At 29.4% G+C, this 12,571-nt stretch carries 10 protein-coding genes; 2 read left to right on the forward strand and 8 right to left on the reverse strand.

What is annotated here, in order from left to right; translation table 11 throughout:
• Window positions 1–50: 50 nt before the first annotated feature.
• The 6 genes from dapB to ACJJVK_RS09850 form a co-directional block, all read right to left on the reverse strand.
• Window positions 51–755, reverse strand: a complete 705-nt coding sequence (gene dapB / locus ACJJVK_RS09825; protein ID WP_405565626.1) for a 4-hydroxy-tetrahydrodipicolinate reductase — start codon at window positions 753–755, stop codon at window positions 51–53.
• Window position 756: 1 nt separating this feature from the next.
• Window positions 757–1,353 carry a DUF5683 domain-containing protein gene (locus tag ACJJVK_RS09830; protein ID WP_405565628.1) on the reverse strand — a complete coding sequence of 199 codons (597 nt, stop codon included), beginning with the start codon at window positions 1,351–1,353 and terminating at the stop codon, window positions 757–759.
• Window positions 1,354–2,241, reverse strand: coding sequence for a ParB/RepB/Spo0J family partition protein (locus ACJJVK_RS09835; RefSeq protein ID WP_215994882.1), 888 nt, complete (start codon window positions 2,239–2,241; stop codon window positions 1,354–1,356).
• Between the two features lie 4 nt (window positions 2,242–2,245).
• Window positions 2,246–3,010, reverse strand: a complete 765-nt coding sequence (locus ACJJVK_RS09840; RefSeq protein ID WP_215994883.1) for a ParA family protein — start codon at window positions 3,008–3,010, stop codon at window positions 2,246–2,248.
• A gap of 177 nt (window positions 3,011–3,187) precedes the next feature.
• On the reverse strand, window positions 3,188–4,651 hold the full coding sequence (locus ACJJVK_RS09845) for an aminoacyl-histidine dipeptidase (RefSeq protein ID WP_405565631.1): 1,464 nt from the start codon (window positions 4,649–4,651) through the stop codon (window positions 3,188–3,190).
• 92 nt (window positions 4,652–4,743) lie between these two features.
• On the reverse strand, window positions 4,744–5,376 hold the full coding sequence (locus tag ACJJVK_RS09850) for an NAD(P)H-dependent oxidoreductase (protein WP_405565633.1): 633 nt from the start codon (window positions 5,374–5,376) through the stop codon (window positions 4,744–4,746).
• Between the two features lie 108 nt (window positions 5,377–5,484).
• Here ACJJVK_RS09850 and ACJJVK_RS09855 point away from each other — a divergent pair, with 108 nt between their 5' ends.
• Window positions 5,485–6,756, forward strand: coding sequence for a DUF2851 family protein (locus ACJJVK_RS09855; protein WP_405565636.1), 1,272 nt, complete (start codon window positions 5,485–5,487; stop codon window positions 6,754–6,756).
• Between the two features lie 37 nt (window positions 6,757–6,793).
• On the opposite strand, the gene ACJJVK_RS09860 is transcribed toward ACJJVK_RS09855, so the two are convergent.
• Window positions 6,794–9,223, reverse strand: a complete 2,430-nt coding sequence (locus tag ACJJVK_RS09860) for a zinc-dependent metalloprotease (protein WP_405565639.1) — start codon at window positions 9,221–9,223, stop codon at window positions 6,794–6,796.
• A gap of 151 nt (window positions 9,224–9,374) precedes the next feature.
• On the opposite strand from ACJJVK_RS09860, the gene ACJJVK_RS09865 reads away from it, so the two are divergent.
• A complete protein-coding gene (locus ACJJVK_RS09865; RefSeq protein ID WP_405565642.1) occupies window positions 9,375–10,016 on the forward strand; it encodes a DUF4291 domain-containing protein in 642 nt (213 codons plus the stop codon).
• 7 nt (window positions 10,017–10,023) lie between these two features.
• Here ACJJVK_RS09865 and ACJJVK_RS09870 read toward each other — a convergent pair whose 3' ends face one another.
• Window positions 10,024–12,477, reverse strand: a complete 2,454-nt coding sequence (locus ACJJVK_RS09870) for a thiamine pyrophosphate-dependent enzyme (protein WP_405565643.1) — start codon at window positions 12,475–12,477, stop codon at window positions 10,024–10,026.
• Between the last annotated feature and the right edge of the window lie 94 nt (window positions 12,478–12,571).

A 12,571-nucleotide genomic window follows, 5' to 3' on the forward strand; every position in this document is an offset into this window, starting at 1 on the left:
ATAATTTTTAATGTTTTATAAGGCGCAAAATAGATAAAATGTTACAGTAATTAAGAGATGTTTAACACATCTTTCATAGAAAATACACCTGTTTTATCTAAAATCCATTCTGCTGCAATTACTGCACCTAAGGCAAACCCTTTTCTGTTATGTGCAGTGTGTTTAATTTCTATAGTATCTACCTCAGAATTGTACCAAACAGAATGTGTACCTGGTACATCTGGTATTCTTTTAGCCACAATTGGTATACTATTTTCTTCGGATGTTTTATCACCTAAAAACCAATCTTCTTTTGATGAATTTTCTATAACCCCTTCTGCCAAAGTTATTGCAGTTCCACTTGGTGCATCTAATTTTTTAGTATGATGAATTTCTTCCATAGAAACATTGTACTCTTTTAAAGCACTCATCATTTTTGCCAATTGTTTATTCAATTCAAAAAAGATATTTACTCCTACACTAAAATTAGAAGCATAAATAAATCCTCCTTCTTTTTCTTTACAAAGAGCAACAGCATCATTATAATTTTCTAACCAACCAGTAGTTCCAGAAATTACAGGAACATTATTGTTTAAACAATTTGTTATATTGCTAAAAGCTGAATCTGGTATGCTAAAATCAATAGCAACATCTGCCAAAGTTATGTCTATAACATCATTGGCATCTTTACGAATTACTATTTCATGGCCTCTAGAAACTGCAATTTTTTCAATTTCTTTACCCATTCTTCCATAACCTAAAAGTGCAATCTTCATTTTAAAAAGTAAATTTAATTTGTAATCCTACTGTTGGTGCTTCAAACTGAATTGGATCAGGAATAAAAGCTGGTTTTATAGATAAGTTATCATCAGTATTAAACTGTATTAAATGTGCATTTACACTTGCTTCTACAATTTGTAAAACATAAATAATAACTCCAGATAAAAGAGAGAAATCTCTGTTTTCTTTTAACTGTTCTTGTGCAGTCTCTAAAGTTTCTGTAGATACTAAAACGCTTCCATCATCTGATGTAAACTCATCTTGCAACCCTGCTTTTCTTAATCTATAAGCAGTTCTATAACGTTTATAATCGTTGTTGTTTATTTGATAATAATAAGTTGGTATTGCTAAGGCTCCCCAAACAATGGGTGCTTTCCAATATTTTTTATTATAAATCTGACCCATCCCTGGAAAAATAGCTGAATAAAAAGCTGCTTTTGATGGTGCTAGTGGGTCATAAATTCCTTGTGAAGTTTTTACGTTACCTAAAATTTTTACATCGTTAATTTTAACGTCTGTAGAATCTTTTTGAGCAAAAGAAAGAACAGCATTAAATATGAGTAAAATAGTAAGTATATTTTTTTTTAAAAGCACTTATTTTAATAAGTTTTTTATTCGATTAAAATCTTCTTCAGAATGAAAAGGTATTGATATTTTACCTTTTCCATTAGATGCTACTGAAATGTCTATTTTATGGCCAAAAAATTCGCTAATTTCTTTTTTACTTTCTCTAACAAAAGGAGGAATTACGATTTTCTTTTTAGGTTTAGCTAAAGCACCTGTTTTTAGGCTTTTTACCAATTCTTCTGTTTGTCTTACAGATAATTTTTCGCGTAAAACTTTCTCATAAATGGCTAATTGATCTTCTGTATTATCAACATTAATCATTGCACGACCATGTCCCATAGAAATAAATCCATCTCTCATACCTGTTTGTAAAATAGGATCTAATTTTAACAAACGTAAGTAATTTGTAACTGTAGATCGTTTTTTACCTACTCTTGTACTTAACTCTTCTTGCGTTAACTGAATTTCATCAATTAAACGTTGGTAAGAAAGCGCAACTTCTATTGGATCTAAGTTTTTACGCTGAATGTTTTCAACCAAGGCCATTTCTAGCATTTCTTGGTCGTTTGCTAATCTTATATAAGCAGGTATTGTAGGGTTACCTATTAATTTAGATGCTCTAAAACGACGTTCACCAGAAACCAATTGAAACTTATTGCCTTCTAATTTACGAACTGTAATTGGTTGAATAACACCTAATTCTCTAATAGAACTAGCTAATTCTCTTAATGCTTCTTCATCAAAATAAGTTCTTGGTTGATAGGGGTTTACATCAATTAAATCTAATTCTATTTCTATAATGTTACCCACAACTTTATCTGCATTCTTATCAGATGCAGAGTTAATGTTAGGTGTTTCTTGTAATAAAGCAGATAATCCTCTTCCTAAAGCCTGTTTCCTTGTTGCTTTTGCCATTATTTTACAAATTCTTTTTTAATAATTCTTGGGCTAAATTTAAGTAATTTATTGCACCTTTACTAGTAGCATCATAGGCTATAATGCTTTCTCCATAACTTGGTGCTTCTCCCAAACGTGTATTTCTTCTAATAATTGTATCAAAAACCATACTAGAAAAATGTTTTCTTACTTCATCTACAACTTGGTTTGATAAGCGTAAACGAGAATCGAACATTGTTAATAATAAGCCTTCAATATCTAAATTAGAATTATGAATGTTTTGTACACTTTTTATTGTGTTAAGTAACTTTCCTAATCCTTCTAAAGCAAAATATTCACATTGTATAGGTATAATTACAGAGTCTGAAGCCACTAAAGAGTTTAAAGTTATTAAACCTAAAGAGGGTGCACAATCTATTAAAATATAATCGTAATCATTTTTAATTTTTTCGATAGATTTTTTAAGCATGTATTCTCTTTCTTGCTTATCTACCAATTCAATTTCAATAGCTACCAAATCTATATGTGCAGGAATAATATCTACATTAGGTGATGTTGTTTTAACAATAGCATCTTTTGCATCTATAGTATGCTCTAATACTTGATAGGTGCCAAATTCTACAGCATCTACATCAATTCCTAGTCCAGAAGATGCATTTGCTTGTGGATCAGCGTCTATAAGTAGAACTTTTTTTTCTAAAACACCTAAAGAAGCTGCTAAATTAACACTAGTTGTAGTTTTACCTACACCTCCTTTTTGATTTGCAATAGCAATTATTTTTCCCATAATAACTCAATGTTAATTAAGAGTAAAATTACATTTTTTTATGATTTCTGAAATTTAAAGATGTTAACAAAAAGATAAATTAATAAATATCTAAAAATCAAGTAAATATACTTTGACTTTAATCTTTTTTAAACAATTTTATAAAAAACGAATGTAATTTTAATTCATTTATAAAACCTAAGCTTTTTCAGGTATGTTTTTAAGAACTTCTTTTAATAATTTCCAAAATTTTTGGGTAGATTTAATACCAGCTCTTTCATCTGGTGAATGTGCTCCTCTAATTGTTGGTCCAAAAGAAATCATTTCCATCTCTGGGTAATTTTGTCCTAAAATTCCACATTCTAATCCTGCATGACATGCAGCAACATGTGGTTGCTCATTAAATAATTTAATATAATTACCCTCAACAATTTTTAAGATTGATGAATTCATGTTTGGCAACCAACCAGGATATGTACCAGAAAATGTTACTGTAAAATTAGCCAATTCAAAACAAGATTTTAAAGAATTTGCTAAATCCCATTTACCACTTTCTGATGATGAACGTGTTAAACAACCTATTTTAATAGTGCCATTTTTTATAGTTATTTTAGCAATATTATTAGATGTTTCTACTAAACCATTAACATCAGGGCTCATTCTATAAACTCCGTTTAAAGCTGCGTAAATAGATTTTATAAAGTCTTCTTGGGCAATAACTTCCATTACTTTTTCTGGTGATTGAACTTCTTGAAGTTCAATAGATAATTTTTGTTCAAGTGTTGAAAACTCAGCTTTTATTTTGTTGATAAGTGTTGTGCTATCTGATAAAAATCTTTTTTTATTATCGCTATTAATAACAACAGTTGCAAAACTTTCTCTCGGAATTGCATTTCTTAAACTACCTCCATTTAAATCAGCAATTCTTAATCCATAATTTTTATAGCCCTCAAATAATAAACGATTCATTATTTTGTTGGCATTACCTAAACCTTTTATAATATCCATACCAGAATGACCACCATTTAAACCAGTAACTGCAATTGAAAAAGCAGTTGTGTTTTCTGGTAGATTTTCTTCTGTATAATTTCTTGTGGCAGTAACATCTACGCCACCTGCACAACCAATACCAATTTCATCATCTTCTTCTGTATCTAAGTTTAGTAAAATTTCACCATTTAAAACACCACCTTCTAAACCCATAGCTCCTGTCATACCAGTTTCTTCATCAATAGTAAAAAGTGCTTCTATTTCTGGGTGAGGAAAATCTGTTGAAGATAAAACAGCCATAATTGCTGCAACACCTAAACCATTATCTGCGCCTAAAGTTGTACCATCTGCTTTTACCCAATCACCATCAACATACATTTTAATACCTTCTTGATCAAAATCGAAAACAGTGTCAGAGTTTTTTTGATGCACCATATCAATATGGCCTTGCATAACAGTAATTTTTCTGTTTTCCATGCCAGAAGTAGCTGGTTTTTTTATAATAACATTTCCAACTTTATCTACAAAAGTTTCTAGGTTTAAACTTTTACCAAAATCAACCATAAACTGTATAATTCTTTCTTCTTTTTTTGATGGTCTTGGTACTGCATTTAAATCTGCAAAATGATTCCAAACTGATTTTGGTGCTATATTTCTAATATCTTGATTCATAAAGTTGTTGTATTAATAGGTTACAAAAGTACCAATTTTAAAGGCCAATAAAAAAGCCTTCTTGTTAAAGAAGACTTTAAATTTCGTAATATTTAATTGATTTCTATAATACTATCGTCAATATTTTTTCTAACTTTTTTTAAGTCTTTCATATAATCATCTTCAGCTCTAAACCCAACAGGTAAAACTAAAACAGAAGTTAAATTTTGCTCATTTAACTTTAAGATTTCATCATATTTTTCGGGTATAAAACCTTCCATTGGGCAAGCGTCTATTTTTTCGATAGCACAAACTGTTAGTAAATTACCTAAGGCAATATAAGCCTGATTTTTATTCCAAATTGTTAATTCTTCTTGAGTTTTATTAGCAAGTTGAGCTGTTAAAAACTCTTTAAAAGGATTGATGATTTCATCTGGAGTTTGCCTAACTTTTTGAACTAAGTTAAAGTAGTTTTCAATTTCTTTAGTTTCGTATGTTTTAGGGATACAAATTATTAGTAGGTGAGAGGCTTCTACAACTTGCGGCTGATTCATAGAATGCAAAACCAATTCCTCTTGAATGGTTTTATTTTGAACTACTACTAATTTTAATGGTTGTAATCCGTAAGAAGTAGGTGTAAGGTTAAATGCTACTTTTAAAATATCTATTTGTTTTGCAGAAAGTGTTTTGTTTTTATCAAATTTCTTAACAGCATATCTCCATTGTAAACTTTCTATTGTATTCATAAATTTAAAATATACTACAAAAATAAGGGATTCATAGTTCTAAAAATTAAGTTTCTATTGGTAAAATTGATGCGCTTATAAATTTTTTGTACTTTTAAAATAAAAAGGATGAACGAAGATTTTTTGTATTATGTATGGCAATACAAACTTTTTTCTAGTACAAGTTTATCTACTTCTGATGGACTAAAAATCCATATAAAAAAGGCAGGAACTCATAATAAAAATGAAGGTCCAGATTTTTTAAATGCTCATATTGAATTAGACAATCAGCTTTGGGTTGGTAATGTAGAAATGCATTTAAAATCGTCTGACTGGTATCTACATAAACACGAAGAAGATGTAAATTATGATGCTGTAATTCTACACGTTGTTTGGGATTATGATGCAGATATTTTTATGAAAAACAACAAAGCTTTACCTACTTTGGAATTAAAAAATGTTGTTGAAAATAACATTTTATTGAATTATAAAAGTTTAATTTATCAAAAACAAAATTGGATTCCTTGTGAAAATCAAATTGATTTAGTTGATGGTTTTTTGGTTGATAATTGGTTAGAACGTTTGTATTTTGAACGTTTAGAACAAAAATCAACCTTTATAAAAGAATTACTCAATGCATCTAATTACGATTTTGAAGCTGTTTTATTTCAGCTTATTGCAAAGAATTTTGGATTAAAAATAAATGGTGATGCTTTTTTACAATTAGCAAAATCTATTGATTTTTCAGTAGTAAGAAAGGTTCGTTTTGATGAGAATAAATTAACAGCTTTATTTTTTGGTCAAGCAGGTTTTTTAGAAGATGAAATTGAAGATAGTTATGATAAAGAATTAAAAAAGGAATATGAGTATTTAAAGCATAAACATCAACTAAAACCAATTTCTAAAAATACGTTTCAATTTTTTAGAATGCGTCCTCAAAATTTTCCAACAATAAGAATTGCACAATTGGCTGCTTTATTTTTTACACATCAGAATTTATTTTCTAGGTTGATGAGCATCAGTAAAAATGAAGATTTTTATGAGGTTTTTAATTTTGGGATTCAAGAGTTTTGGCAAACTCATTATACTTTTGAAAAGTCATCAAAAAAATCATCAAAAAAACTTACAAAAGCTTTTATCGATTTAATTTTGATAAACACCATTTTACCTTTAAAATTTGTGTATTTAAATAATAGAAATGAGTTTTTAAATGATGATTTTCTAAAACTGATTAAACAAATAAAACCAGAAAAAAATAGTGTTATTTCTAAGTTTTCTGATTTAAAAATAGGAGTAAAAAATGCAATGGACAGTCAAGCTTTGTTAACGCTTAAAAACAACTATTGCACAAAGAAACGTTGTTTACAATGTGCAATAGGTAATACTTTATTGAGAAAGTAAGTTTACAAAACATAAACTTATCTATAAGAAATTTAGATTATTTTGGATTTAAAATTTCTTTAATTTTAGCCATACAATCTCTGTAATGATACTTTGTAATTCTATTTACACCTCTGTTTTTTGCAATATTTAATTGAAAGTTTAAGCTCTCTAATTCTCCTCTAAGAATAGAAGAAATATCAGAATTTTTAGCATCCTTAGAATTTAGTAAAGTACCCATTCTGTCAATTAAAGATTTCTGTAAATTACGTCTAAAAACATCAACATTTTTAGTATAATTTGCTTCAGAAAAAATACCTGTTCTTAAATCACGAACCATACTTAAAGCATCGTAACTTTTTGGGTTTAAAATTTCTGCATCAATCATTCTTTCTAATTTTGATGTGTTTAAAAGCGAAAATAATTGTCTGGTTTGCAAACGTAACATTGTATTAGTATAACCACTTTCATCAATATTTGCTAAAATTTTAGGATCTAGTAACCAATCTTGAGTAGCAAAAGCATTTTTTTGCAACCAAATCATAGATTCTTTTTGTTTTTCTTTAGATACAGGTTCGTAAATAATTCCATCTTGTACAGGTTTTTTATTGTATTCGTAAATACCACCAATATTACCAGTAACATGACCAACATATCTGCTCCAAACACTTATAAGTTCACCATATAATTCTGATAAATCTTCGTAATTATTAGTTTGATCAGAAGTCCATTCAGGTAAATTTTTTGCAACTATTTTTAAGTTTTTTACACCATAAGTAGATGCTTTTACTTGATCATTTCCTATGCCTTCTGTTTGTGCTGAAGGATCAAAACGTTGTGCACCAAATCTGTAAATAGGATCATCAGCTTTTTCTTCAATCCATTTATCTAGAGTTTTAACTTCTTGTTCTGGTGTTTTTGCTAACGGTATTTTACGATAACCCCAATTAATTGAATAATGATCATAAGGCCCTAATTGACGTACAAATCTTACGTTTTCATCACCTGGTTGAGCTATATAGTTATAACGAGCGTAGTCCATAATTGTAGCAGCAATTCCCATTTTTTGAGTAAACTTCCCTGATCGTAAAGAATCTACAGGATAAGCATAACTTGCAGCCATATTATGAGGTAAACCTAAAGCGTGACCAACTTCATGAGAAATTACCATACGCATCATTTCACCAATTTCTTCTGCAGGTGTATCTAAAGTTCTTGCAGAAGGATTTGCAGCACCAGTTTCTAATAAATATCTATTTCTATAAGAACGTAAATGATTGTGATACCAAATAATATCACTTTCAAGAATCTCTCCAGTTCTAGGATCAGAAACACTTGGTCCAGTAGCATTTCTAGTAGTACTTGCTACATATCTGATAGAAGAATAACGAACATCTTCCATACTAAACTCAGGATCTTCTTCTTTTGTAGGTGCATATTTTGCCATAATTGCATTTTTAAAACCAGCAGTTTCAAAAACTTTAGCCCAATCATCTACACCTTGTTTTATGTATTTTTTTAATTTATCTGGTGTACCAGGATCTAAATAATACACAATTGGTTTTATAGGTTCTACTAATTCACCACGATTGTAGGCATTAATATCTTTTGGTTCTAAACGCCATCTTCTTATATATCTTTTTTCATCTGCTTTTAAGGCTTCTGAGCTATAATCTACATTTCCAAGAGAGAAATAACCTACACGTTTATCATATAATCTAGGCATCATTTTATCTTCTGGTAACACAATCATAGATTGATTTACACGAATTGTAATGGTATTTGTTCTTGAATTACTTGGTGGTTCATCTGCATCAAAAGTAAAATCTTGTACTACTTCTATGTTATTTGGATAACTTTTTATAGAGTTGATAAAACTTCTAGATGCATCTAATCTTTTTACTTTATAAGTTCTTCTATAACGTGCAGGTAATGCTGTAATAGCTTTAATATCAGAAGTAAAAAATTTAGTAACATCAACCAATACAGCAGTTGAATCTGTATTTTGAGTTTTTATATCGAAAGCATAAATAATAGGTTCTAGGTTATTGACTTTTACAGATTTGTAAATTGGTAAAGAATCATTGGCAACTGCGTTGTAAGATTTTACTTTTAATAAAATTTTATCCTGAAATTTTTCCCAAACAACAACTTGGGTATTTATTTTAGAACCAGCATTTACGTAACCACCACCTAAACCTGCAGGAATTTCTTTAATTCTAGTTACAAGTAGCATTTCTTTGCCTAAATGCGATTCTGGTATTTCATAAATGAATTTGTTATTGGTGTTGTGTACTTTAAATAAGCCTTCATCTGATTTTGTTTTTGCTGTTACAAAATCTGAATATTTTGGACTTTTACTTTTTTTAAGTGTTGATTTTGTTGGTGTTTGTTCGGTTTTTTCTTTTTTTGATTTCTTTTTTTGTGCTTTTATTTCTGTCTGAAAAGCAAATACAGAGATCATTGAAAAGAGTAATAGTTTCTTCATGAGTTATGTTTATTGGGAATTGAAGCTTCTAAAGTAAGTAAAACTGAAAATAGAAACTCTTTAGATTTTGTTAAAATATTTATAATCTGATTTCTATTTGTTATTTATTTTATATTTTTTTATTAAATTTATTTTATATGTTAAGCAAAAAATGAAATTAAAAACAAAATTATACAAAGAACAATTACAAGAATGGCCAGAAAAAGGGTATCATATTATGGCTCAGTTTGATGAAGAAAAAGTAGTTGTTTATCAATCTTATAGACCAGAAATAGGGAATTTTGCATTTGAAAATCAGTATTTTGGTGGTGCTTTTAGCTTAAAAAGAATGACATGGATTAAACCTAATTTTCTTTGGATGATGTATAGAAATGGTTGGGGAACTAAAGTTGGACAAGAAATTATTTTGGCAATTCATTTAAAGAGAAGCGCTTTTGAACGATATTTGAATCAAGCAGTGTATTCTGGTTTTCAGAATGATATTTATAACGATATTGAAGAATGGAAAATTGCTGTTAAGAATTCTAATATTAGATTGCAATGGGATCCAGATCATGATCCTTATGGAGTTAAATTAGAAAGAAGAGCAATACAGATTGGTATAAGAAATAAAGAAATTGAACAATATGCAAAAGATGATATTTTAGAAATTGAAGATATTTCTGAATTTGTGAGCGCACAACATCAGTATGTAATTAATCAACAACTAGAAAAATTAATTGTTCCTGAAGAAAAACCTTTTATCCCAAGTAAAAAATCAACATTTAATCACTTAAAATTAACTGATTTTTAAATGATTATTAATACAAACTTTTAAATTTAGTTGGATTTTCTTCATGCATAATGGCATATACTTTTTCGAAAATATCTTCTACAGAAGGTTTAGAAAAATAATCGCCATCAGTACCATAAGCAGGCCTGTGTGGTTTAGAAGTTAGTGTAGATGGTTTGCTGTCTAAATATTGATACCCATCTTGGTTTTCTATAATTTCTTGTAAAATGTAAGCAGAAGCTCCACCAGGTACATCTTCATCAACAACTAATAACTTGTTGGTTTTTGTTAAGCTTTTTACGCAATCTTTGGTTAAATCGAAAGGCAATAAACTTTGAGCATCAATAACTTCAATATCAATACCAACTTGATTTAAATCTTTTGCAGCTTCAAGTACTAAACGTAGAGTAGAACCGTAAGAAACTACAGTTAAATCTTTACCTTCTTTAACAGTTTCTACGATACCTATTGGCGTTTTAAAATCGCCTAAATTAGTTGGTAATTCTTCTTTTAAACGATAGCCATTTAAACATTCTATTACCAAAGCAGGATCATCACCTTCTAAAAGTGTGTTGTAAAAACCTGCAGCTTTTGTCATATTTCTTGGTACTAAAACGTGTATACCTCTAATGTTATTTATAATTCCACCCATAGGCGAACCTGCGTGCCAAATACCTTCTAATCTATGACCACGAGTTCTTATAATTAAAGGTGCTTTTTGTTTTCCTAAAGTTCTGTATCTTAAAGTTGCTAAATCGTCACTCATAATTTGAAGAGCGTACAATAAATAATCTAAATATTGGATTTCTGCAATTGGTCTTAAGCCTCTCATGGCTAAACCAATTCCTTGACCTATTATAGTAGCTTCTCTAATTCCTGTATCAGAAATTCTGATGTTACCAAATTTTTCTTGTAAACCTTCTAGTCCTTGATTAACATCGCCAATAAAACCAGCATCTTCACCAAAAATTACCACATCTTTATGTTTGTTAAGAATGGCATCAAAATTATCTCTCATAATAATTCTGGCGTCAACTAAGTTTTTTTCTTGAGCATAAATAGGTGCTTTGTCTAAAACCTCTAAAGCACTTAAATCAGTTTCGCTTACTAAATGTGTAGAGTATTTTTGATAAGCATCTTTGAAAAATGATTTTATGTAAATCTGTATTGCGATTTTTTCAGCAGAATTTTCGTCTCTTAAATACCATAAACATTTTCTAACCGTAGATAAAACATCTTTTCTTGTTGGTTCTGATATTGCGTTTAAATCATTTTTATATTTATTGATAAAAGGTTTGTTAGAGCTTTTATTTGCAGCTTTTTCTAATAATTCAGAAGCGTCTAAACGTTCTGATTTTATTTCATTTAAATAAGCGTTCCATGCATTTCTTTTTGCATTGGTTACTTCTTTTTTAGCTTCTTTTTCTAAAATGATTAAATCAGTTTCATCTTCTACAAATCGTAAAACATCTCCAGTTTCTGTTTCTAATTCAAAATCTAAAATCCATTCACGTAGTTTTATGATACAATCATGGTTTTTTTCCCATTGTAAACGTTCTTTAGATTTGTATCTTTCATGAGATCCAGAAGTAGAATGGCCTTGTGGTTGTGTTAATTCTTTAACATGTATTAAAACTGGTACATGTTCTTCGCTAGCTAATTTTGCTGCTTTTTGATATACATCTACTAATTGAACATAATCCCAACCATTGATTACAAAAATTTCGTAACCTTTATTTTTTTTATCTCTTTGAAATCCTTTTAAAATTTCTGAGATACTTTCTTTTGTTGTTTGATGTTTTGCGTGTACAGAAATTCCGTATTCATCATCCCAAACACTCATTATCATTGGTACTTGTAGAACACCTGCAGCATTTATGGTTTCGAAAAATAAACCCTCACTTGTACTAGCATTACCAATTGTACCCCAAGCAACTTCATTTCCATTTATAGAAAAGTTGGTGTTGTTTTGTACACTTTTTTCGTTTCTATAAATTTTTGATGCTTGTGCTAAGCCTAATAAACGTGGCATTTGGCCAGCAGTAGGAGAGATGTCTGAACTAGAATTGTATTGTTTTGTTAAGTTTTTCCAGTTTCCATTATCGTGTAAACTGTGGGTTGCAAAATGGCCTCCCATTTGTCTTCCTGCAGACATTGGGTCTGCATTTATATCTGTGTGAGCATATAAACCAGCAAAAAATTGTTGTGGACTAAGCTCACCAAGAGCCATCATAAAAGTTTGATCTCTATAATAACCAGATCTAAAATCACCTTTTTTAAAGGCTTTAGCCATAGCTAATTGCGGTACTTCTTTTCCATCACCAAAAATACCAAACTTTGCTTTACCAGTAAGTACTTCACGTCTTCCTAATAAACTGCATTCTCTACTAATTCTTGCAATTTTGTAGTCTTTTAACACCTCTTTTTTAAATTCGTTAAAAGAAATTTCTTGAGTGTTTAAAGCTACTGGTTGTTGCAACATAGTTTTCTGAATTTTTATGGTGCAAAGATAGTTTTTTTAATTGATATTTAAAAATATCAAATTTAATTAAGAATATGATAATTAAACACTGTTT

The organism is Polaribacter sp. Asnod6-C07 (genome assembly GCF_045063625.1).
Lineage (GTDB): Bacteria > Bacteroidota > Bacteroidia > Flavobacteriales > Flavobacteriaceae > Polaribacter > Polaribacter vadi_A.

Coding starts and splice junctions, on each gene's coding strand:
- ACJJVK_RS09845 (WP_405565631.1), bottom strand. CDS start 4,651: ATGAATCAAGATATTAGAAATATAGCACCAAAATCAGTTTGGAATCAT.
- ACJJVK_RS09865 (WP_405565642.1), top strand. CDS start 9,375: ATGAAATTAAAAACAAAATTATACAAAGAACAATTACAAGAATGGCCA.
- ACJJVK_RS09835 (WP_215994882.1), bottom strand. CDS start 2,241: ATGGCAAAAGCAACAAGGAAACAGGCTTTAGGAAGAGGATTATCTGCT.
- ACJJVK_RS09870 (WP_405565643.1), bottom strand. CDS start 12,477: ATGTTGCAACAACCAGTAGCTTTAAACACTCAAGAAATTTCTTTTAAC.
- dapB (WP_405565626.1), bottom strand. CDS start 755: ATGAAGATTGCACTTTTAGGTTATGGAAGAATGGGTAAAGAAATTGAA.
- ACJJVK_RS09850 (WP_405565633.1), bottom strand. CDS start 5,376: ATGAATACAATAGAAAGTTTACAATGGAGATATGCTGTTAAGAAATTT.
- ACJJVK_RS09855 (WP_405565636.1), top strand. CDS start 5,485: ATGAACGAAGATTTTTTGTATTATGTATGGCAATACAAACTTTTTTCT.
- ACJJVK_RS09840 (WP_215994883.1), bottom strand. CDS start 3,010: ATGGGAAAAATAATTGCTATTGCAAATCAAAAAGGAGGTGTAGGTAAA.
- ACJJVK_RS09860 (WP_405565639.1), bottom strand. CDS start 9,223: ATGAAGAAACTATTACTCTTTTCAATGATCTCTGTATTTGCTTTTCAG.